Raw genomic sequence first — 23,801 nt, 5'->3', positions numbered from 1 at the left:
ATCCCTGTCCGATCGGTTGCGCTCCAGCGTTTTCAATAACGAAACCAGAAGGTGGCAGGACGCAGGATTTTCGAACCGTCCTGAAAATAAATGGTCTGTTTTCCAGGTCTGCACGATTGATCATTGCAGATTCCATGATTCTCAAGCATTCAAATTATTTTTTTCTTTTTGAACCATATAAAAATGGCACTAGCAATAATGAGCATTACCAATAATGAAAGGAAATATCCATAATCCCAGCGAAGTTCGGGCATATTTTCAAAATTCATTCCGTAAACACCTGCGATAAACGTCAGAGGAAGGAAGAACGCAGAAAATACAGTCAGCAACCTCATTACATCATTGCTTTTTTGGGCTTGGAAGGTCATATATGAATTTAGCAAGGCATTTGCATCATCTACCACCTCTTCCGTTCGTAATGTCAAATCCAATAGGGTGTCTTTAATATCTTGCAGGTTGGTATTTAAAGAATCATCAACCTTAAAGTGATGGAACACTGACTGCATGATTACCAAAAGTTTCTTGGTTAACCTTGCTTTAGACTTTTCAAAATAGAGCTTTTCGATAGATAGATCGTCTCCTCCTTTAAGAAATATGCTTTGTTCCAATGCATCCATCCTTTCAGATTGTGTTTTGATGGGGGTTTCAAAGGTTTGGAGTAAATCATTGATAATATGTAAGACCAATTCATCTGAAGAGTCAAAATTGTCATGAATATTTTTTAAAAATGAAAAAGAAGCTCGGTGTATCGTGATTACAGCTTCCTTATTTACAAAAAAGGCAATTTTATTACTGATTTGACCGACTTCTATTGCTTTTTCATCTTCCGATGCCGTATAGGCTCGAAGTATCAAAAAAGTATATTCAGCCGTCCTTTCCAGTTTAGGCAAATGCCCTGATTTAAGAGAATCTTCCAGAAATTTTATATCCAAGCGGAAAGGGAATTCAAGGTCTGTAAGACTTTCTTCCAGTGGATTTTCTATATCTATCCATTGAAAGTGACCAAAGTCCTTTACTTTTTTATTCATTATTGAAAAATTGTTGTCGTCTTTGTCTACTAATTGATCCAACCGTTTTTTATTAGGCAGCAAATGGCGCTAATTCCTTTCCTTTTTCGCCATCAAATTTTCCCTCAACATGCCCTTGAAATTTGCCGATACCCAGGGGCATCAGGGTTGTGAAACGAACTCCGAATAGATCTCCCTCACAAACTCTACCTGTGTATCAGTAGTTAATATTACTAATTATTTCATTAGCTATTGTCGAAAAGAGCATTTTTCTGATGTTAAAACCGCCTTCTACTAAGGAGATTAATCTCGGTCATCCGGCCGATTTTGTATCCCGGTAGCTCTTGATTGCTATCAGGACCGGTCTCTCAGAAACATCTCTTACCTGCCTACCTGATTCGAGCCGGGTTCGTTAGCAAACACGGTCATGGTTTTTAGATTACGGAGCAGCATCTATCGTAATAGATGTTTTTGCCGTTGAAATTACAGTCATAAAGGTTGGTTATTGAACTCCACATAAAAGGTACTACCCACTTGGGGGATACTATCGGCCCAGATTCGGCCCTTCATGGCTTCCATCTGACATTTTGTGATATACAAACCAAATCCTTTAGCGTCTGGATGCGTGTGAAATACCTTTCGGATTTTGAACAGGTCCTTGCCATGCTTGTTTAAATCGATACCCAAACCATTGTCCGCAACAGAAAGTACCATTTTATTTCCCTCTCGTTTACTTGTGACGCAAATATGGGGCGTACGTAAAGGTGATTTGTATTTCAATGAATTACTAATCAGGTTATGCATGATACTCCGAACATACGTTGGCGGAAAATGGAGAAAAAGCGACTCATCAAAATCGCATTCAAGCAGCGCATTGGAACGATCGATTTCCCCTCTCAAGCCTGCACATGTTTTTAAGAAATAGTCTTTCAGGTCAATTTTTTTCGATCTGATTTCTAAATCATATTTGACCTGAAGAGATTCCATCAATTCATCTAGAATCTCCCTAAGGATTACGGTTGATCCTTTTAGAAGTTCTTTAAGTGTGGCAACTTCTGATTCCTTTTTGCTTTCGGTAATATCATCCACCAGTATGAAAATATTGTTCAAAGGGCCTCGTAAGTTGTGAGAGACAATATTGAAAAAATCCTCCAATTGGACTTTTTGAACCGAAAGCTTTTTGTTTGCCAGGATCAGTTCTTCGGTTTTACTTTCCTTTTCCCTATTTTGAAAAGTAAGTTCCAGGTAAGCGATCGCTAATTCATCAGCCCTTTTCTTCTTCTCCTCGTTTTGGAAGTCCAATTCCAGGTTAGCGGTTATTAATTCATCCGCTCTCTTTTCTTTCTCCTCGTTTTGAAAATCCAACTCCAGATTGGCTGTTACCAGTTCATCTGCGCGTTTTTCCTTTTCCCCGTTTTGGTAGATAAGCTCCAGATTAGCGATATACAACTCCCCCGCCCTTTTTTCCTTTTCCTGATAAAGAAATTCGATTTTTCGGTTGGCTTCTGCCAACTCATTTTTATAGCCCATCTCATTTTAACTTAGGGGTACTTATTTAAAAATAAAAATAACACCCTACCCACCTTCTGAATATAAAATAGCAGAACTTCCAGAGAAATTCAACTTTATTTTTAGTAGAATATTTAGCTGCAATTTAGGTATATTTAAACATAAAATTATGTTTTTTGGGTTTAATAAAAAATATATTTCCATTTTTGGATTTACCTAAATCGTAAAATTCTTTCAAATACGCATTCATAAAGTTCTTTTTTCAAATTTCTCCAGGATGAATCCAAGGATTTCATCATTCGATTAGGGTTGGTAAAGAACATTCTTTTTTCTATTTTAAAAATTGTGTGCAACCAAAAACCAATAAATGATGATGAAGAAGCAGACAGTCCTTTTAATCGTTTTCTTGACAGCACCTTTTTTCATAAATGCCCAATACTATGAGGTGAGAGAAGTGGTTTTTGAAAACGATGAAGTGGTAAATGAATTTTTTGAGGAAAACGATCAGAAAGCCGTGCAATGGAACGGAATGCGTAAGGTGCAAATGGAGCAACAAATGAAAAGCCCGGTTTACAAGATTGAAAGGCAGGGCGAGGAACTGGCGGTTTGGCAGGTTCAGAGGGAAAAGGAGCGCGGCCCCATGGTATTGAAACAAATGGATGATTCCGATGTATTCGAACTTAAAAGAGAAGGTTCTTTTACCCGATTTGATTTGCGTAAAGATGCCCCAATAATGATTTCGGGAAGGTTTGTTCCGCTGGAAAAGCCGGAGGCTGGTGCAACTGAAAACTATGGGATTTTAAAAGAAAGGTATGGTGATAAGGTGGAGGCTTTTGTCGTCAGTGTGGTTTTATCAGAGCAGGATCCTGACGCTGAAATACTTAAGGTAACGAAAGCATATAAAGTGATGGACGTGGACCTGGTCATTCATGAAGATGTGGTTGCTTTTGGTAAAAAGCATCGAAAACATTTTTCCGCTTACAGCGAAAGTAACCTTTCAACGGTTGAAAAAGCATATTTAAATAAAGAATACAAAATTGATGTGGAAGGCAGGAGCATTACCATCAGCTCGCAGAATTCTGAAAGTTCAAAATTTAGCTCATCCAGTTCGATTGAGCCTTTAACAGCGGATGTTTACCGGGCAGAGGTAATGAAATCGTTCTGGGATTTTCACTTGGAAGATACAGATGAATTCGATGTTAAAAAGCTGGAATATTCCGAGTTTCTGGTTCCAAACGAGGAAGATAAAAAAGCAGCTGAATACCAGGAGCTAAAAGCCAAATATGGAGAAAAAATGCCTTATCAGACCATTGTTCAATATGTCAAAGAAGTACCTGTGGATGAATGATAAATGAATAGTGTTCCGCCCACTTGCTTTTAGCTTCGTATTGGTGCCAGTACTCTCTTTTTGCATTGGCACCAACTGCCCCTCATTTAATCGCACTAGGGTGCTTTTCCTGTAAGGCTGCTCAGTCGTCCAGCTCCCGAGCAGTCCAGGGCTTGGTTCGTCCGGAGACCTCCGCCCGGGTTTTCGCAACCGTTTCGGGAGCAACCGCGGGAGATCCGTCACCAAATTCCTTGCGGATGTAGGTGAGGACCTCAGCGATCTCCTGATCGCTCATTCCACCCATGGAAGGCATGGGAATGGACTGGGTTCCGGCACCGTATTGCTCTCCCGCTACGTCCAGGGGACCGGTAAGCCCATTGAGCACGATTTTGATGAGCTTCGTTTCGTCTCCGGTGACCCGCTTCGAACCCAGCAGGGGTGGATACACCTTTGGCAGGCCCTTACCACCCGGCTGATGGCATGACAGGCAGGCCTTTTCATACAAGGCTTCGCCAGTAGAAACGAGCGCAGGGCCCTGGTCCAGCAGCTCGCGCAGAAAGTTTTCCTGAACCTTGGACGCAGGGTGGAGTTCCCCCTCCTGAAAAGGAGTCTCCCAGAGCATTTGAAGGGACCGTGCACTCTGCCTCAACGCGTACTGTAGAAAGGGGTCCAACTCATGTTCGAGCGCTGCGGTTACCACTTCGATCGCAGGGATCTCCCGTAGGTAGCTGGCGGCTATCACTGCCTCCAACCGGACCCGGGGGTGGGAATCATTAACCAATTCCCTTAGCCGACCAAGCGCTCCACCTTCCAGCCGCGACGCCCAGTCTCCCAGCACACGGGCACCATAGGCCCGAATCCGGAAATCCTTCGACCGCAACAGGCGATCGAGCAACTCCGGCCGGACCGTTTCATGGGCCTGGTAGACTCCGATCAATTCGAGGAGAAACTGATCTTTCCGATCCTGAAGGTCCAACCCATCTGCTGCGGCCACAACCGTTTCCGTTGGTTGGTAATAAAGCAAGCGCTTCGCCTGGTAGCGCAACCATCGCTCCTGAGAATCCAGAAGTGCAAGCAGTTGGCCCCCATCCATTGCGGATAGATCGGGATAGTTAAAGGACGACCTGGAATCTGCTGTGATCCTCCAGATGCGGCCATGTGACTTGTCACGTCGTGGGTCGGCATAGCTCGCCTGGTAGTGACCAATGATCGGGTTGAACCAATCGGCCACATACATAGCCCCATCGGGTCCCACAGAGACATCCACCGGGCGAAAGGAATTATCAGACGACGTGATCAATCTGGGAAGCTGTTGGGTAGCAAATCCGGAACCTGCGTCCTCGAATTGGTGCAATTCCACTACAGATCCAAAGTATCCGGCGATCAGTGCCGCACCTTGTAGCTCTTCGGGCATGGCGGATGTTCCAATGATTTCCAGGGAGGTTGTTTTGGGTGAAGTCTCAAATAGGGGGCCTATATCGTGATACTGCTCCGGATTGTTCTTTTCGTAGGCCGTGTTCGGATCTTCATGGTAGCGGGAATCGTCTTGTTCCGGAAAAGGAACCAATCCGGGCACGGTCCAATAGCCTTCCGGGCGATCTCCCGTCTTGTGAAAGACCTGCCCGTAGTCGTCAAATGCGACGCCCCAGCAATTGGCGCCCGCCATTCCCCCTCCGAAGAAACTCTCCAATTTTAAGCGGCGTGGACGATATCGCCAAACCCCGGCCCGGTCCAGACGGGCAACTCCATGCGGGGTTTCGACCCGGGAAATGGCGTGGAGCCCCTGGGTGAACCACAGTGTCCCATCCGGGCCATGCGTAATGCTGTTTACCATTTGATGCGTGTCGCCTACGCCGAAACCGGAGAATAGTACCTCCCGCTCATCGGCCTTTTTGTCCCCGTCGGTGTCACGGAGATAGAGAATTCGATCGAAGTCGCAGACATAGACCCCGTCTCCACCCGGTTCTATGCCTTGAACCATGCTCAGGTTTTCGGCAAACCGCCAGGAACTATCTGCTACCCCGTCACGGTCACGATCCTCCAGGACTTGAATGTAATCCTGCGCAGGCATCCCAGCCAATGTCTGCGGATAGGAGGGTGAACAGGCTACATAGAGTCTTCCCTCCTCGTCCCATGCGAATTGCACGGGATTCACTACTCCTTCCAGCTCTGAAGCGAACAGATTGACCGAATACCCCTCTGCGGTCGTGAAACCCGCCAGTTGTTCTTCCGGTGTCAACGCATCCATCTCACTGTACACCACCGGAGCGACCGAGACTCCCGGTGCTTCTTTACCAGCGATCCGGTCGTAAATGACGGCATCTGCGCTTTCCACAAGGGGCAGCTGCTGCTCAAACGCGACCTGCAACGAGGGCTCCTCCCCGGCACCTTGCCCATACATCTGATTCACGCGATCTCCGTAGACAAAGGACCAGTTTGCCGGTCGCCAAAAATCGAACCAGAGGCGATTTTTCTGAACGATGGCCTGACGGACCCTCTCCGAAGGTATCTCCCCGATTTCAACATCCAACTGCCTGGCAATTTCCGCGCTCACCCGGCGAAGCCCCTCCGGTGTCAGATGGATTCCATTCTCAGTGAGCCGATTCCCGGAACGCATCCTGGTCAGATCCACGAATAGCGCATTGCGTTGAGCCGCAATCTTTTCCATCGATTTCACATACAACTGAAGATCGTCATTCCTTTCCCTAAGATCGGGTGCATGGGAAGCAAGCGGTTTTTCAAAACGGATGGGTGACACCAGCACCAACTTGTGGGTACGGCGGGAAAATTGATCCAGCAACTGGTGGTAGGCTGCTACGAAATCCGCCAGTCGGTCGGGTCCATCCAGTGCTTCCATCTGACCGAATTGAGCCAGGATCACGGTAGCGCCCACCGCATCCAATTGATCGCCCCAATCGCCGAAGTTCAGGTCACGCCATTGCTCATAGACCACATCACCTTCCCAGGCCATCGAACGAAAGCGGGGCCGTTGCCTGGCAAAACCTGCCGCCAACAGCGACTCCAATTCGCCCGATTTTTGCTCACGCACAAAGTTTTCCTGACCTACAAATACGACAACATCTTCTTCTTGCAACTGGAAGTTGCCCTCTTCGAAGGCGGGAACGGGTGCCCGGTTCTGTAAGGTTCCGAAACGACTCAGGATAGCCTCATTGGGAGGGATGACGGTATCATCCAACTCTTCAATTTGAAGGTTTCGGAAAGAGATTTCTGATTTGCTGTCGCCATGGATCTGCAAGGCGATGTGTCCCTCCAGCGGAATAGCTTCCTCCTGCTCCTGGTAGGTAATCGTTCGTTGACCATTGAGAATAATCGTCACCTGCTTGCCACGGGCAATGACTTCGTATTGGTTCCATTGGCCCGGCCGCTCAATCGAAGCAACGAAATCAGAGTCTGCCTCCGCCAAAAAGCGATTACGCCGAGACTCATCATAGAGGTAGCCCGTGTAGCCTGCACCGATGTCTGCCTGGTAACCACTCATCTCATTCGCCGGATGGCTGGTTCGCCGGCTGTGAAACTGTACGCCACCATTCACGAATCCTTCTGTGCCAACAAGCCGGTATTCGAGCCGCAGGTGAAAGTTTTTGTAGACCTTGTCCGTTGCCAGGAATTCATTGCGCGGATTCCCCTTTAAACTGCCACCCGTGATGACTCCATCCTTAATGCGCCAAACCGATGCTGTGTGGGCATTCCAGCCCCTGAATGACTGGCCATCAAAAAATGTATCAGAAGGGACTTTGGACGGAGCACATGCGCATAGCAAGGATGCAAAAAAAACGAGCAATATGCACCCAATGTTCCGGTGAATAAACGGGCAATGGTTTAATGTGGAATTTTCCAGCGTCTGACCGGGTAAAGGGGTGATGTGGGATTTGGCGCATTCGATAACAGGGTTGCTTTGCCGTTGGTATTTTCTGCTGGAAAAGCTTTTATTTTTTGGCATTATCATGTCAGTTAACTGGTTCCTTTGTACAAAGTGCTAATCATAAACCTCATCAAGAGGGTAACTTTGGCAGCTCCTTGCTGCTCGATTAGAGGTATGATGCAAAAGTTGTAGGCGTAAACCATACAGTCAATCTTTATGCTTCTATTTGTCCATTATATAAATCAGAAATAGGAAAATCAAGTCGTAATCGTTCCAGTTTAAATTTTCATCTGTCAATGAAAAATCAGCGAACTTATTTTCACCTATCTTATTAATTTTAAACCATTTCAAATTTACAAAATCTCAATCTGAACCGAAAATCAAAGTATGCCGTAGGTCTCTCACCATAAATCATCTCTTTTGGCTAAACTGCGTTTCAATGCAGTTTAGCTCTTGTTGGGCTTTCGTTTATTTATTATTTATTTCAAAAATGGACTGAAAGTTCTCTTCAATTGATGAAATTTCTTCATCAGTGATATCGTCAAACTCCTTCTGTCTTTTATTCTTTGATAGCCTACCGTTATTCTGATTTAGCAACTTGATCAATAAATCCACCTTGGTGTCTGGCAAAGACAAATAATTGTTTATATAATTAGTTATTCGGTCATATTTTTCTAAATAATCTAGTTCCTCTGGTATTATTTGCTCGATGGTTTCCTCTACACATTCGTATAAAAATTCCACCTGTTTGGTTAGGTCGTAATAACGATATAGATCAATTGTATTATTGAGGATTTTAACATTATGATCTGGTGTGGGCTCCCATTCTACTAATTCTATTCTTGGAGAAGAGTATGATTCTAGAATTGACTGGTATTCATCAATCCGATTTAGTATGGCTGCTGATATTGGAAAAATCATGCCCCTTTTAGTATACCCCATTCGAGTCAATATATGATGAATTATGTATCTGTGTATACGGCCATTACCATCAGAGAAAGGGTGAATAAATACAAATCCAAATGCTATGGTGGCTGCTGCTAATACAGGGTCGTACGCTGACTCTTGTAGAAGCTTATTTGCATCCAATAGTCCTTTCATCAAAGATGGTAAATCCTCATATTTTGCTGATATATGGTCAGGTAAGGGAGAAAAGGTTTCGCGATCATGCTCTCCGATAAAGCCTTCCTGCGTTCTTAACCCCATATTCTTCAGTTTTTTTGTCCCAATAACGATGTCTTGAAGCCGCTCTAATTCTTCTATGGTTAGTTGTTTTTTTCCTGATTGTCCAATTGCTTTTCCCCAATTTCTTGCTCTAAGGTTTGGAGGATATTCTCCTTCAATAGCAAAGGAAGCTTTTGAGTCTTTTAATAACAGAAATGCAGCAGTCCTTCTAATGATATCTTTGTCCCTGCCATCCAAGCCTTTTTCCATTGAACCAGATAAATCTTTAGATATGAAGTTTTCGATTTTATCTGTTTTATTAATCATGGGACAAAATGCAGGTGTCCCCGGTAGGTTATTTTTTATTCTGTGTCGGGTAGAGTTAATTGAAGAGCTTGTGTATTGAAGTTTGGGATTGACTATTTCGACATATGTTCCTGCCTTGAGATCTGGTACGTCAAGCACTTTATCCATTAGCCATTCATAAAGAAACCATACCTTTCTGCTGTATTGACTGGTTGGCTCTTTCTTTAGCATATGCAGAACAGGCTCGCTCCCTGTGTGCTGAAAGAATTTTTTTAGAATGTATAGATCTATTCCTTCGTATTTTATGGCAAAAGCTAAATGACTGGTTATGTCATTGGCAGGTTTATGTCTGATTGTAAATACTTGCCATTGGTTGGTATTGTACCGTTGATGTTTTTCAGTAATAATGGCAAGTCTGTCAGGTAAAGGAACGTTCACCCCATTTTCCTCAATTATAGCTACTAATAATGCATATCCAGCAAGAAATCCAGGTTCTGGAGTAGATCTTCCATGAAATACAGTTACTTGTTGTGAAAAACAGTGATGCATTATCCCTTTTTATGACATACAAGTACAAATATACCATGAAAATCAATTACTTTTCATGAATTATGATTAATAATACGCTTATCTCATGAAATACAATTACAATTATAAAAATGAAAACTAAAATGAAGCAACTATTGGCTAACCGAAATCCTTGCTGTTTTTTCTATTATCGCCTGAAAAGGACTCCCCTCTAACTATCGGAAAATTACCGAAACCTTCAAGTAACATGCTCATTTTCATTGGCAGGAAGGTTGCCAGGCAGTAGGTAAAATCGAGAGGACTTTGCATCGTCCCTTTTAACTATTGGAATGGAAAAAAAGTGCAGCCAGAACCTGCTCTTTGTTCAAATTGGGATAGCTATTGAAAAGAAAAATACGAAAGCCCAGGAACATTACCAAAGTGGATTAAATTACTGGAAAACAATACTACCATTCCGTTCAAGAAAGTGGGGAGCATCGAAGAATCCTATTAGGAGATTTGCTCACCTACGAAAAGTGCCTTCAATGGACCAGAGAAGAAAAATTGAAATTTCTTTCAGCGCAAGCCCAGGATTTGAAACTTGGTTATGAGTGATTTATTCGTCTGACGAAAAAATGCTGGACTTAAATCATGAAAAAGTCGTAACTTTACCAACGCCGGGCGAAGTGGAAATAGGCTCTGGCGGTGACCCACCTGTCAGGAATACCCCGGACTACCGAAATGATCAAGGGGCCGTAAAAAGACCCTTATCTTACAATCATATACGGAGTAATATCCCATAATAAAATGTGGTTTAAATTTATCCAACTGTCAGATAACATCAGAGCTACTACACTTTATTTCTATGGAATGGTCTAAACTAAGCATTTCTATTCTTCTTTTATTGAAAAGCTAATTAGAAACTCTGTTGGTTCTGCATAAAAATTTGAATTGTTTTCAAATTCCTCGGTTCCTAACTCGAAAGGACATTTTACCAAATGAATTTCATCACCATTTACAATTGCAACATCATACCTGTCAGAATATTCGTTCGACAAAGCTGTTTCTTTTTCAGCTGCACTTAAGAAAAAGTAGCCTCCTGAATCTTTTTTCACTTCGAGGAATCGCCATTCTTTGCCCGGCTCTTTGTACTCCAGGTCATAGTGTTTGGAGTCTCTTTTTTGAGAAACACGTCTAACCTCAAATCCCTGTTCTTTTAGTGCTTGAAAGACTTTGTTTTCTTCTTTTTTACCGGCACGCGCTTTCTTCCTATCACTTTTTGTGGTGTGGGAGTAACTACCACCCTTTTTTATGCCGCCAGTAGGGGAAGTGTGTTTAGCCTTTAATTCGGCATTTTTTAAAACAAGTAGATGGCCTTCCATATTTTCCGATTCATCTACATTGCTCTTTTCGCCATTAAATTCAGTTTGCTGCGCTTCACAGGCCTCTTTGATGCGATCTTCAAAACCGTCAAAGTACATCAGGCTATATGACTGGAGAGAGTCTTGCTTAATAATGTTCTCCATATCCGCTAGATCCATCCCAAATGAGTATCCAGCAATGATGGACCTATACTTGGTTTCTGCCTTAAATTGAGACTTGTCTTCCGATTGAAGATCTATGCCATAAGTGTTTTTAGCATAATCTCGAATCGCCTTAAAGTAATCAGGGAAGAGCTCAAATTGGTTTTCAGACAAGTATGAGGTAAAGGCATAATTATCAACGGCATCTTCAAAGTCGATACATTTTTTGAAGAAATCCTTTTTCATCATAAGATCATCACTGACATTGGCGATATGCCATAATTTCTCTTCGAATTGATTGGCTAAGTCTTTTACTTTATCTACCAATTTTAGCTTGTGCCACTTTTCCAAAGCTCCTTCTTTTAAGAAGTATTTAGTTGAAACACCTGTCTTTTGGGATATCTCTGACAAGAATTCAAGCTCTAATTTTCCCGAAAACTCAGAGAAGTTCATATTTTCATAAATCGTGGATAATGGCATTCCCAACTTATTTACTAACTGTTTTTTTAAGACTTCTCGGTTGAGAAAGTCAAGTTCTTCTTTTGGAAATAAGCTTTGCCAGAATTCCTTTTCTTCCGGACTCACACCCAACAAAGTAACAGCCTCTTCATAATATCTGTTTAGGTCGTCTGTTTTAATAAGATGCATACTGTCGCCAAAACCATCTTTAAATACTCTTCTAAATGTGTTTTTTAAGTCCTGAACCTTAAAAAGAATAGAAAACAACTCAGCAATAGCATCGCATAGCAGTTTATCATTTCTGAGATTAGTCAACGAATACTGGATTGAGCTCCTGAGTATGAATTCTTTGTCTGATGGTAGCAATTCTCCTTCACCTAGTTTAGCAGTTTCCGCACCGGCAAAGCGGAAAGAAGCATCCTTCACTAATTTAACATGCAAGCTTTTGAGCCGTTGAGTCTCTGCTTTAATGGACTCATTTTGTTTGAGAGATTCAAGCCTATAGCAAAGAATAATCGGTTTTAGTTGATCTAAATACTTATTGAATTCTTCATTCAAGTTGTTTAGCTCTATTTGCTCAACTTTTATCTCATCAACAAAATCTTTAATTAACTGAACTCCGAAAAACTTTTTTACCCGGTTTTCACCGATACGTCTTGGTAGATTGATGAACCAATACCTATCCAGGATACTTTGAGGAAGCAACTTGTTATCTGAATAATAAACTTCATCTATTGGTTTTATGGCTATTTCCCTTCCAATGCCTCCTTGTCTGCAGAAATAGCGCATACCTTCAAACTGTGGTGGAAAGTCCTTTAATTGAGTTCCCTCATTATTCTTAAAGTACTCATAGATCAATTTATAGATTGATTGACTTTTTTGCGCCTCAGCGGAAGCGGGCAAACTAGCAAGAATATGGTAAACTTCATCAGGTCTTATGTCATTAAAAGAAGTCTTAATACCGAGTGCGTATATAGCTTCCATGATCTCCGACTCCCTCAAGTTTAGTTGCCTGAATAGGTCACAATTAAAATCTACGCTCCTAAATTCTTTTAGGCTATCTACCGGTATATTTGCAAAAACATTGCGGGTAATTCCTGAAACTGAAATATGAAACTTTATGAAAGAAGTAATTTTTGTAAAATCATCTTGAATCTTGCCTAATTTAGTTGAGAAAATATCACTATGCTCGGAGGTTAAAGAAATTCTCAAGTTTTGATCCTTAGCTACCCAAGTTATTAAATGTTCGATAGTAAAATTCTGATGGTTCAATACACCTTCAATGTTATCAATAATTTGGACCTTATAAGTCTTATGAGTATCTTTTCTTGGTCTATCTAAGTGGGTTATTATGAATTCAGTATAAGGGTCTGAATCGTATCTCCCTAACTCCTTCTCAATGTTCAAATACCTCACAAAATGATTAACATTCAACCAAGTGAAAAAGAGCTCTAGTTCATTGCCATTTGCGTTAAGTTCCCAAAACTCATTTCCAATGAGGTAGTCAGAATCTTTACGAGTACACCCGAGTATGAGCTCCGGTTCAACACCTTTTTTAAACTCTTTTCCAAAATTTAACTTGGTTGCTACTCGAATGGTCTTTTCCCTTGTGACCAAGGGGATATTTTGAATGGAACTTAAAGTTCCCTTTCTGTCGGTATTAACAATAAATATGGAATACAGAGACTTCACCATTTTTTTAATAGTCTTCGTATCATTGCTAATTTCTTCCAGTCTCCTATTGGTTTGGGAAACGATATGCTGAATAACATCAGTTATGTCATCTGATCCAATGTTTACAACCGGACTGAGTAGTCTTTTTACAGCTCGTGAGGGGCGGCCTTTTTCTGTATCCAATTGTTTATCCTCCATTTGCTCTTTTAATCCTTCCTTGATGGCAGCATATAGGGCCTTTGAAATGAACGCAATATCACCAATGAAATCAGGTAAATCGTATTCGGCGCTTTCTGTATCCTTTGTGAAAACCTGGCTGGCAACAGATACAGGCTTGTCGTTCACATCTAATAGTAGTGGTAATTTATCAGGTTGGTTGAATAGGAAATCAAAAAGTCCCTCTTGATTCATGGTGATCATGCGTAGGATGTCAACCCGGGCTGATATTGAGATTCGCTCGTTCACTTGATCAAGGATATCATGGAACACTTCAAACCCGACTGAACTCGTAATATTTATGGGTAACTCTCCTTTGGCAACAATAAAGTTGGAGAATTCATTTTCCAATTGGTTCTCTATAATCCAATTAGAAAATTCATCTCCCAAATAAACAACATCTTGCAAGTTTCTGTAGCATCCGTCTACACAAGGTATAACTGCTTCTTCTGCCCGGTATGTGTTCAGCGTAGTATAAAATTCGGCAAGCATCTTATTTGATGAGACCTTTTGGGGAAACATGAAGCGAAATGCATCCCAATTACATGAATCGCCATGGCATAGCCGAATTTTTGCAGTTTCCAACATCAATTCTGCAGTGGCCTGTAAGATAATTTGATTGGCATTGTCATCAGACTTATTCAAATAATTCCTCGTAGGGTCTAAATCAAAGGTTCCATGAATAAGTACAGGCAACTCCGTTGGAACGGCCGTTGGAAAAAAAGTGTAGAATTTGGCATCAGCCTCGTTGAGGCTATCCTGCCAAGCTATTTTAATACGGTAGAATTTTTCATTTTCGCCTTCAGTTTCGTAGCGTTGATCACCGGAATCTGCAAGGTGCCAAGCCCCATCGTTGGTGAAAACAAACTCGGGGTTACTAACCTCTCGGTTAACTTCCAAAATACGGTTAAGCCCTTCATCTGTGTAGGAAATGGTGAGTTTTTTAATGAAATTGAGAAAGAGAAGTAGTTTGGTGTTTAACTCATTCAATTGCTTTTTTATATCTTCTTCTTTACTTTCCTTATACTTGATTTCTATGACGGTAGAGTAACTCGATTGATCTTCGGCAGAACGAACTTCTGGCATTGAAAGAACAGCCAGAGGCACTTCATTACCTTCAATGTAGTCTGCATTATCCTTGCGCAGTTCCTGTTGCTCCGATTCCAAAATCAAAGATTCAAAGGCTTTCTGCGCCCGATCTTTTGAAAAGGTGATTTTGCAACCGCGCGTTAGAACGTTAATTTCATGGGACCAATTTAGTATTGCCCTGAACCCTAACCCTTTATTTCCAATGAACTCTTTTCCTTTACTAGAAGTATTCGCAATGAGCAAAGAGCCTATACCATCAATGGAAAAGGGTTCCCCAAAATTGGCGATACTCAAAATTTGATTCTTCGTGTCTAGTGATATTTCCACCCTGGATTCTTCCCAACTTGAAGACTCTGTTAACGCGTCATCGCAATTTTGAAGCAGTTCCAATATTTGACGACCATTATACGATTTTGTGGTCGCCCTTTCCAGCCTAAAGTCAGCCGTTATTCTGCGTGTGATGCTCCTGTATGTATCTACATTGGCTTGCTTGAGCTTATTAACTTCATTGATGAATTCTATAGTTTCCATCATACTTTCTCCTCCTTAAAAACCTCCTCCAAATGCCCCCACACCACTTTATAATCCTCCACCCTATCGCACTTATCAAATGGCGCGTGGTAGGTTACTTTTTTGCCGTAAAACAACTGGATTTTTTCTATGTGCTCGTAGGTTTCTCCGGCTTTTAAGTCTTTGATGGACTCCCAAACAGGACGGTCATCGCCCACACCCGTTAAGCCTTTTGAGACGGTAATCACAATATACTTAAAATCATTTAATCGATTTATACTCCTCAATATTATATAAATAAAAAAAATAGTCTTGGGTATGTCCATAGTTTCCGTAAAATCAATCGCATCGTGTATTGGGATGTTTGCATTAACTGATATAATTGGATCCTCGTAGTCAATAAACTTAGTATATAAGTCCTTCCTTTTCCAATGTTTTAGTTGAATGATTTCCATACTTATTTTTATTCCGAAGCAATTTAAGATTCTTCAAGATCGAACTACAATCGTCAACAGTTTGCTGAACAGGCTGGTCCGGTAACAAAATGTGTTTTGTCCGATACCTTTTTCACCGGCAAAATCAGCTTTGCCTTTTCCGGATTCTTTCCATTCCCTATAAAGCCCAATTCATTTATTCTTTTCATGCGACATCTTTGCCTACAGAAGCCGGTTTCTGAAGTATCGGATTTTGTCGCATGAATACGATTAAACTGTGTCGGTCTACGAGACTGTAATCTTAACTCTACCAAGATTCGGAATTGAACGTCCGGGCAATGTGTGTGGTTTTTTACGATTTTTGGTATTTTTTAAAGTTCTCTGCCTGTTCAAAAATTTCCTTATAAACCTCATCCCTATCTATTGGGGGGTAGTCATTCTCAGCTAATAAAATGATTAAGTCGGCTTTCAATTCCGCTTTAATGTCACTCCTTTTACTCCAGTCGGTGTACTTGGCTTTGTCATCAACAACCTCTTTTACATGCTGAGCCAAATGGATCAATTTGTCGTCAGGGTAGATGAAGTCATATTTGACGGTTAATGCCTTAAGGATGTCGTAAAACGCTTTTTCTTCAAAATCAATCCCCAGTTCGTTGAAGGATTCCTTTTCCTTCTTTAAGGCATGATAGAGGTCTATGATTTCATCTGTGAAGTCTTCAAGAACTTCACTTCTGAGCACATCCCCTTCTTTTCGTTCATTGTACTTCTCCACAAGACTTTGCATTTTTTTGGAAAAGTCAACGCCCTGAACACGGTTCACTTTTTTAAAATCTTCAATGGCTTTGGCAAGTAGCTGTTGGAGCAGTTTGATCTTGGTATTAGGTAGTTTAATTTTTTCAATCTTAGCTAAATAGTCATCATCAAAAATATTGGTTTCAGCGTTCTTATCATCATTTAGTTTGAAGATTTCTTCTACCCCATCACTGCTTAACGCTTCTTTGATCATTTCTCGCACTTTAGCGTTCATTTGAGCGGTATCGGGTGCTGTTCCTTTTGTCAGTTTGAAAACGATGGAACGAACGGCAAGGTAAAAATGGATCCAATCTCTTTCCGCCTGATTTATTTTGTCGCTACCAGCGCAGATGTCATATGCTGCTTTCATCCGCTTTACAAGAAACATAAATCGTTTTTCTAAATCCTGGGTCAGCTGCGCAAATTCTGCAGCCATGTTCAGCGTATTTAATTGCTCTACCGGACTTCCTAAAAAGTATTTGCTACTATCAAAATTGTGAAAAATCTTGGCCAATAGGTCTAAATGGTCTTTTACAACAACCACTGACTGTTCTATATCCTCAAAATTTTGGCTATCAGCCTTATTGTAGTGAGCCAGTGCCAGGTTCATTTGCTTTTTGATACCGATGTAATCTACGACCAGGCCTTTTTCTTTCCCTTCAAACCTTCGGTTTACCCGCGAAATGGTCTGAATCAGGTTATGCCGTTGAATGGGCTTATCTATGTATATGGTGTCCAGGAAGGGCACATCAAAGCCAGTAAGCCACATATCCACCACAATGGCTATTTTGAAATTTGATTTGGCATTCTTGAATTGGCGGTCTAATTCTTTTCTGTATTCTTTTGTACCCAGTAGGTGATAAAATTCTTTCGGGTCGTCTTTGCCTCTGGTCATTACCATCTTAATGCGTTCCATCGGCTTGATTTCGCGTTTTTCTTTTTCGGTAAGTTCAGACCCTGGTTCTGCGGCCATTATTTCTACCCATTCAGGACGCAAGGCTATAACATTTTTATAAAATTCATATGCAATCGTACGACTGCTACAAACGAACATGGCTTTCCCTTTTACGGTTGCGCCTTCATTTACCCTGGTTTCATAGTGCGTTACAAAATCTTCTGCCAATGCCTTTAATCTGTCCGGATCGCCCAATATCACATTCATGTTGGTGACGGCTTTTTTACTTTCTTCTATCTGGTAGTCATTGGTTCCTGCTTCAGCGCATTGGTTGTAATAATCCTCAATTCTTTGCAGTTCACTGTTATTCAATAATACTTTAGCCGCTCTGCCTTCATAGACGATGCGAACCGTAATTTCATCTTTTACAGATTCCGTCATGGTATAGGCATCCACAATATCCCCAAACACATCCAGCGTTGCATCAACCGGAGTTCCTGTAAAACCAACATAAGTAGCATTAGGCAAAGAATCGTGAAGGTATTTGGCAAAACCATAGGTCTTTGAAACACCTTTTGAAGTGGTTTTTACTTTTTGGTCAAGATTGGTTTGGCTTCTGTGGGCTTCATCGGATATGCAAATGACATTAGATCGGTCAGTAAGTAGTTCCGTGTCTTCTGTAAATTTGTGAATAGTTGTAAGGTAAACGCCGCCACTTTGTATGCCCTGTAATCTTTCACGCAATTCCGCTCTGCTTTCTACACTGATGACATTGTTATCCCCAATGTACTCTTTAGCGTTTGTGAATTGTCCTGCCAGCTGATCGTCTAAATCGGTCCGGTCTGTAATCAATACGATGGTAGGGCTGGAAAATAATTTGCTCCGCATCAAAAGACGGGTCAAAAAAAGCATGGTAAAACTCTTTCCGCAGCCGGTAGCCCCAAAATAAGTTCCTCCTTTTCCGTCACCTTCCGGTTTTTGGTGTTCAATGATGCTTTGAAAGAGCTTGTTTGCTCCATAGTATTGCGGATATCTGCAAAGTATCTTTTCATCCTTTTTGGATGAATCGGGCAGATAGATAAAATTTCGAATGATGTCTCTCAGACGATTTTTGTCAAACATACCCTGAACCAAGGTATACATGGAATCAATTCCATCCACTTCCTTTGCCATGCCTTCAATTTTACGCCAGGCATAGAAGAATTCGTAAGGAGCGAAGAGCGAACCTGCTTTGTTGTTTACACCGTCACTGATGACGCAAAAAGCATTGTATTTAAACAGTTCAGGAATATCTCGTTTGTATCGGGTTGTAAGCTGAATATAGGCATCATAAATGGTACAATTCTCACTAATGGCCGTTTTGAATTCAAAAACGACTAGCGGTAACCCATTAATATAAAGAATGCCGTCCGGAATACGCTTTTCAAAACCTACAATTTCAAATTGATTAACGAACTTATAGATGTTGTGGACGTTACTATACGGTTCAGGATCTGCCCCTATTATATAGGGAAGTTGTTCTGTATCAGGATTTCGGAAAGCCGCCAATCCACTATAATCGATGAGCTGGATATAGAGGTCTTTTTGAGAACGGTCTTCACGTTTCAGGATAAATCCGTCCGAAAGCAACTTCATGATCGCTTTGTTGCTCTCGTACAAGTCAGAGGCTGCATAGCTTTTTAGTTGGCGGACAATTTGATCAGCTTCATTTTCCGTGAGTTTTTCTTTTTCGTACTTTGAAAACAGAAAGGTTTTTAGATCCTCTTCAATGAGCACTTCATCCGGACTACGTTTAATTGTTGATCCGTGCACATGGGGGATATCCTGCTGGCTGAGCAGTTCAGTAAATACCTGTTCTAGTTTTTCCTCCGTAAATTTCATGTGTTTATAATTTGCTTTTCAAAGGTCACATGGAATCTTCGCATGATGAATAATCATTCCTCCGTGAGTCGCTTGCGTCATTCTTGATTTCATCGGCTCAAAAGTGCTTTTCCTTTTTGGGTTAACCGGTATTTTTGATGTCTGCTGCTAGGCTTTTCCGGTATAGTCATTTCGATTAGCTCCTCCTCAAGTGCCGGAGACAAATAGTTTTCTTTAAAGTTCTTTTTATCAGATAATCCCAGTTTTTCCTGAATTTCAACCCTTGATAGGTCTTTATCCATTACTGAAAGTAGTCCTTCGACCTGGGGGGTGACCTGGGGGGTATCTTGGGGGGTATCTTGGGGGGGCTTTTCCACAGGAACCCGCATCCCGGACCGGCAAGGGAAAACCATTCGCAAAAAGTTTTCAGAAAAGTGAAAACATTCTTTTCCGTAAGTCTCCAAAATTCGTGGGATGCCTGAACCCAACTGCTCCACCATTTCCAAATCTTTATAAATGCGCATCAACTCTTTATTGCGGGGAATGGAATACCCTTCAAAGAACTCTTCCCGGCTCAACCCTTCCGGTAGCGACCCTGCAGAAGTGATTTCAATTCGGTCTGCAAAAATCTCAAACTTTGGTGGAATTTCCCGGGTGTAATCGTTGTGAACAAAGGCGTTAATAATGGCCTCTCGTAAAGCAATGGCATTCCATAGCCGCTGTTCTTTTCGTTCTTTAGCCGTGATGGTGGCAGCCGTACGGTTTTCCAGCTCAACTTTGTCGAGTACACTTTTAGTGGCCTTGATCAGCGAACAGTAGCCGTATTCGTTGTTTTCTATCAGGTCCACCCGGTTATCACCACTGTATTTGGCTATTTTGATGGAGACGTTGTTTTCATCTGCCAGTAAATAACCGGCATAGTTTATCGAGCCATCTTCGGTGAGTAGTTCCAGGTTCTTTTTAAACTGCTTGTTGAGCGGCTTTTTCTTTTCCTCATAGTAGATGCGCAACTGCTCAAAGCTCAGATCTTGCCTGTGGGCTTTGATCTTACCGATGGAGTTGCGGGTGCGCGAGGCAAAGAATTTGTCGATCATCGTTTGAGGCATGGGCTCTGCTGCTGTACCAATCCTGATATAGCAGCCTTTTTCTGTCATACCGTACTTCTTTTTGAAATAGGGTTTTTCGCTACCACTTGCCACAATGATTTTAAGAATACTTGCCTCTCCACCAGGCAGGTCCTTGTTTTCACGTTCTTCCGGTACCACGTCAAATAGACCCATGGCAGATGGCGCAATATTATTCTTGATGCGGTCTTTGATTTTCAAGGCATCCCCGTCTGTATCCGCAACACCCAATACCTTGCCCGTTTTATCAATGCCAATATAGATCAACCCTCCCTCCCGGTAATTCAGAAAGGCCACCACCTCTTTTTCCAGATCCAAGTCTTTGGTAAGTTGGGCTTTATATTCTATACGATTGGTTTCGGGCATATTTAGTTTCTATTTATTCAGTTCCTTCGGGTAACCAAACGATCGTAACACTAATTCTTGAAATTTTACTCTAAACTTTGGAATGAGGTTTCCAAAAAGCCCTACTCCAGCAATCCCAGTGATTATAGCTACCTCGTTAATTTTTAATTTTAGTTCCTCCGATAGTGAGTGTACTATTTGATAACTTGCAAATAAGAGCGCCAACAAAAGAATATTATAGACGAAATAGCTAAAGATTTTAATTCGCTTTTTAAAAATAATTTCAAAATCCAATAGCTGAGAAATTTTATCTAAATCTCTTGGCAATTTAAATTGAACAATTATATCGACAGCTCTGTAATGAATAATGCGAATAAAATCACCGTTGAATGATTGATGCGTATCACTAATTGTATTGTAAGCTTCAATAAGCTGATTATTATTTATCTTGGATTTGTCCAATAAAAACAAAAACACCAATACCAATGATTGAATGTTTGCCTTGCTCTGATAATTCCCAGTAAGCAGGTTTTCAAAAGTCGTAGTTGTTGCATTTTTTGCTCGATTTTTTATGACCCCCAATAGCCACTCTTTTCCTAATTCAAATTTGAGAACTCCAATGATCAAGGTGAATATCAAAAAGTCATCATGAACAAAAGGCGCTGTTGAGTTTTCCGAGACTTTGCGTTTTGAAATTTTAATGTATTGAGTATCGAATCCTTCTTTGGAATTCTTTTTTATTGCCTGTATTGACGAAAAGTAGATATTATCTGTCTCCGACACATTATCTTGCGGAGGTTGAAATATTTCCTCAGCAACCAATGTAAACAGAGCTTGTTGTTTAGGCTGGTCTGACAAACTGCTTAAATACCTATGCTTTTCTTCTATAAAAACCATTTTTTTCTCTTTAGGCTATAGTTCAGTTTATCTGCATCCCATTCCGGTACATTTCTCATTTTCCCAAGTAAATGCGAAATTAGATTAGAATAAAGCATAGTGGCTGGATCTTCTCTTGGTAAAAAGCTTCTCCAGGACAGGTATGTGAATGAATAAATCTGTTGGGTGATATAATTTAGATCGTGAAATAACATTCCTTTTAATTCAGGATTTTCATAGTTACCTTGTGGTTTTCTAATTCTGATTTGAATTGGTGTACTCATACCATGTTTAGAAGTTTTAAGCTCTTTTGCCCCGAGCATCTGTACCAAACTGGTTTCTTCGTCAATAAAGATATTGCTACCTCTTAGAGGAATATATTTTCCTATTACTGTATTCGAGCCATATTTTGAAATACCTTGCTGGCTGGCATCGAATATAATGCTTGGATGTCCTTTGCTAATTGTAACGAAAGCAAATTTGATTTTGAATTGAGAGATTTCCTGAACCAATTTACTGACAACCTCAAACTCTACATTCCTAATAGGTTTAAAAATATGAAATATAAGCCTGACAGTATCTCCCTCTTGCCATGCATACTCTTCGGATAATCGTTTGATTGAATCTTTGAGACTTATAAGTAATTCCTCAAAATATCTTTCATAAGGTACATCTTTTACCTTATCACCCAATAAGTACTGGCCATCTCCAGACATAAATGTAGTGATACCTACCACACGATCACTTTCAGCTCCCCTGAATTGGTTACTTCTTAACCAGCTGTGACCAATCCCAATAACAATTTCTCGATCTACTGAGCCTTGTGCAGGTAATACCCACGGTGTTCCCCCAAGTTTTGCATAGATTTGAAGGGCAACTGAATTTAATAGGTTTTGATCATATTTTTTGATATTGGAGCTCCTTATGAACTGAACCGGAATCTCCAAAGACAATAGTTTTGCCTTAATTTTATAATAGGGGTTTTCTGAATCAGGTAATTTTTTAAATTGTTCTGGTATTTCAATAATTGCAAGGTTAGGCCTGTCGCTAAATTCTGTTCGGATAATTTTCAAATATTCATCTAAAGAATAGCCTGACAATTCCTGAATATTGTAATCCACGTCTTGCAATTCATATTTCCTTAATAGCCCTTTTTTGAAATAATTTGAATTTGGTAGCCCGTCTTTTAGATCATGTAGAAATTTAGTAAAGGACCCTCTGTTTGCTTTATGACAGATAGCTAAAACATCCGGCTTTTTAATGTCAAAAGTTACGCTATCATAGGGGCCGTAGTAACTTAACCCCTTGTCTGCATTGTAATTATTTGTTTTGGTTCGGGCTTGATCGTATATAAATGTTGGGGTTTCTAAACTGGTGCTATTTTGTACCTTTAAAGGCGTGGTATCTACCTTAAAGCAAAATCCATCTTTGTTCTGAAAAAGGATAGGTTCGCCTTGTTCGGAAAATAAATACTTTGCTATACGTGTTATTTCTTTGAGTAGATGTTCAGGATTTTGTCTACTAATTTGCTCCTTTCTCACAGCTGACAGTATCAGTTCAGATTTTTGTTGACCGATGGCGAAGTTTAAATATTCTTGGATGTTTTTTCTCGTTTTACGAATAAACAATTTATCTAGAGGATAATTTTTCTCTCCTTCATTTGTATAAACTAGAGCAGTGTCGCCTTTAATTGCATGAAGAGTACCGACAAACTCTTCATTAGGAGCGAGAATATTGTCTAATCCAGGAAGTACTTCAGCATGTAATACTTCAAAGTCTGTTAGATCAAATCCCTCTTTAGCAAGTTCTTTGCAAGAAATATTAAAAACCCAATTCCTACGAATATTCACTACAAACGCAAAGCCTTTTGTTCCATTAATATTTGTCTCTCTTAATTGAACTTCAATAAGCTTTTTAAAGGATATTTTATGCTTAAGTGATTCAGGAAGAAAGCTTAAGATCAAATCATCTTTTTCTTGGCGAGAATAAAAACGGAATGGGTAGAAGTCTACTGGAACAAAACCTTTAAATGTCCTGAAGAATATATGCTTTACCAAAGATGAAGTAACCCTGTTATCTTCAAATACAGACCGTTGTTCAACCTCACCAGTTAATTGATTGTCATCATCATCTTTATTGGAAACAACAATCAAATCATCGTATCTAAAAAAAGAATACCAGTTATTATATTTTAGTCTCAATTTTTCAAGTAGATCGTCAGAATAGGGTTTAGTAATTATCTGGTAATTCGAAAAATCAAAATGAATGGGGAAATAATTCAGATTCATATTCATATCCTTA

12 protein-coding genes are annotated in these 23,801 nt (G+C 40.7%); 2 read left to right on the top strand and 10 right to left on the bottom strand.

The window, feature by feature from the left end:
- Positions 1-149: 149 nt before the first annotated feature.
- Both GJS45_RS03955 and GJS45_RS03950 read right to left on the bottom strand, forming a co-directional pair.
- Positions 150-1,028 carry a CorA family divalent cation transporter gene (locus tag GJS45_RS03955; protein WP_162340165.1) on the bottom strand — a complete coding sequence of 293 codons (879 nt, stop codon included), beginning with the start codon at positions 1,026-1,028 and terminating at the stop codon, positions 150-152.
- Positions 1,029-1,496: 468 nt separating this feature from the next.
- On the bottom strand, positions 1,497-2,537 hold the full coding sequence (locus tag GJS45_RS03950) for a sensor histidine kinase (RefSeq protein WP_162340164.1): 1,041 nt from the start codon (positions 2,535-2,537) through the stop codon (positions 1,497-1,499).
- 346 nt (positions 2,538-2,883) lie between these two features.
- Here GJS45_RS03950 and GJS45_RS03945 point away from each other — a divergent pair, with 346 nt between their 5' ends.
- Positions 2,884-3,864 carry a hypothetical protein gene (locus GJS45_RS03945; RefSeq protein ID WP_162340163.1) on the top strand — a complete coding sequence of 327 codons (981 nt, stop codon included), beginning with the start codon at positions 2,884-2,886 and terminating at the stop codon, positions 3,862-3,864.
- A 121-nt stretch (positions 3,865-3,985) separates the two neighbouring features.
- On the opposite strand, the gene GJS45_RS03940 is transcribed toward GJS45_RS03945, so the two are convergent.
- Both GJS45_RS03940 and GJS45_RS03935 read right to left on the bottom strand, forming a co-directional pair.
- The gene (locus GJS45_RS03940) at positions 3,986-7,804 is read right to left on the bottom strand and encodes a PVC-type heme-binding CxxCH protein (protein ID WP_162340162.1); all 3,819 of its coding nucleotides are present in this window, start codon (positions 7,802-7,804) and stop codon (positions 3,986-3,988) included.
- Positions 7,805-8,194: 390 nt separating this feature from the next.
- Complete coding sequence (locus GJS45_RS03935) at positions 8,195-9,745, bottom strand: Fic family protein (RefSeq protein WP_162340161.1); 1,551 nt, start codon at positions 9,743-9,745, stop codon at positions 8,195-8,197.
- 308 nt (positions 9,746-10,053) lie between these two features.
- Between GJS45_RS03935 and GJS45_RS03930 the strand changes: the two genes are divergently transcribed.
- Positions 10,054-10,314, top strand: coding sequence for a hypothetical protein (locus GJS45_RS03930; protein ID WP_162340160.1), 261 nt, complete (start codon positions 10,054-10,056; stop codon positions 10,312-10,314).
- A 279-nt stretch (positions 10,315-10,593) separates the two neighbouring features.
- On the opposite strand, the gene GJS45_RS03925 is transcribed toward GJS45_RS03930, so the two are convergent.
- From GJS45_RS03925 to GJS45_RS03900, 6 genes are all read right to left on the bottom strand, one after another.
- Positions 10,594-15,198 (bottom strand): sacsin N-terminal ATP-binding-like domain-containing protein, encoded by a 4,605-nt coding sequence (locus GJS45_RS03925; RefSeq protein WP_162340159.1) that lies wholly within the window; start codon positions 15,196-15,198, stop codon positions 10,594-10,596.
- Positions 15,195-15,422, bottom strand: coding sequence for a hypothetical protein (locus tag GJS45_RS03920; RefSeq protein ID WP_162340158.1), 228 nt, complete (start codon positions 15,420-15,422; stop codon positions 15,195-15,197). The genes GJS45_RS03925 and GJS45_RS03920 overlap by 4 nt, the downstream gene beginning before the upstream one ends.
- Before the next feature lie 538 nt (positions 15,423-15,960).
- The gene (locus tag GJS45_RS03915) at positions 15,961-19,176 is read right to left on the bottom strand and encodes a type I restriction endonuclease subunit R (RefSeq protein WP_162340157.1); all 3,216 of its coding nucleotides are present in this window, start codon (positions 19,174-19,176) and stop codon (positions 15,961-15,963) included.
- Between the two features lie 89 nt (positions 19,177-19,265).
- A complete protein-coding gene (locus GJS45_RS03910; protein ID WP_162340156.1) occupies positions 19,266-20,645 on the bottom strand; it encodes a Fic family protein in 1,380 nt (459 codons plus the stop codon).
- A 9-nt stretch (positions 20,646-20,654) separates the two neighbouring features.
- Complete coding sequence (locus GJS45_RS03905; protein ID WP_162340155.1) at positions 20,655-21,521, bottom strand: hypothetical protein; 867 nt, start codon at positions 21,519-21,521, stop codon at positions 20,655-20,657.
- Positions 21,509-23,794: a Piwi domain-containing protein gene (locus GJS45_RS03900; protein WP_235954579.1), complete on the bottom strand. Its 2,286-nt coding sequence runs from the start codon at positions 23,792-23,794 to the stop codon at positions 21,509-21,511. Before GJS45_RS03900 ends, GJS45_RS03905 begins: the two co-directional genes overlap by 13 nt.
- Between the last annotated feature and the right edge of the window lie 7 nt (positions 23,795-23,801).

It is taken from the genome of Cyclobacterium salsum, from assembly GCF_010119245.1.
Classification (GTDB): Bacteria; Bacteroidota; Bacteroidia; order Cytophagales; family Cyclobacteriaceae; genus Cyclobacterium; species Cyclobacterium salsum.
This window is presented reverse-complemented; position numbering and strand designations above follow the sequence as displayed.

Coding starts and splice junctions, on each gene's coding strand:
- GJS45_RS03955 (WP_162340165.1), bottom strand. CDS start 1,028: ATGAATAAAAAAGTAAAGGACTTTGGTCACTTTCAATGGATAGATATA.
- GJS45_RS03950 (WP_162340164.1), bottom strand. CDS start 2,537: ATGGGCTATAAAAATGAGTTGGCAGAAGCCAACCGAAAAATCGAATTT.
- GJS45_RS03945 (WP_162340163.1), top strand. CDS start 2,884: ATGATGATGAAGAAGCAGACAGTCCTTTTAATCGTTTTCTTGACAGCA.
- GJS45_RS03940 (WP_162340162.1), bottom strand. CDS start 7,804: ATGCCAAAAAATAAAAGCTTTTCCAGCAGAAAATACCAACGGCAAAGC.
- GJS45_RS03935 (WP_162340161.1), bottom strand. CDS start 9,745: ATGCATCACTGTTTTTCACAACAAGTAACTGTATTTCATGGAAGATCT.
- GJS45_RS03930 (WP_162340160.1), top strand. CDS start 10,054: ATGGAAAAAAAGTGCAGCCAGAACCTGCTCTTTGTTCAAATTGGGATA.
- GJS45_RS03925 (WP_162340159.1), bottom strand. CDS start 15,198: ATGATGGAAACTATAGAATTCATCAATGAAGTTAATAAGCTCAAGCAA.
- GJS45_RS03915 (WP_162340157.1), bottom strand. CDS start 19,176: ATGAAATTTACGGAGGAAAAACTAGAACAGGTATTTACTGAACTGCTC.
- GJS45_RS03910 (WP_162340156.1), bottom strand. CDS start 20,645: ATGCCCGAAACCAATCGTATAGAATATAAAGCCCAACTTACCAAAGAC.
- GJS45_RS03905 (WP_162340155.1), bottom strand. CDS start 21,521: ATGGTTTTTATAGAAGAAAAGCATAGGTATTTAAGCAGTTTGTCAGAC.
- GJS45_RS03900 (WP_235954579.1), bottom strand. CDS start 23,794: ATGAATATGAATCTGAATTATTTCCCCATTCATTTTGATTTTTCGAAT.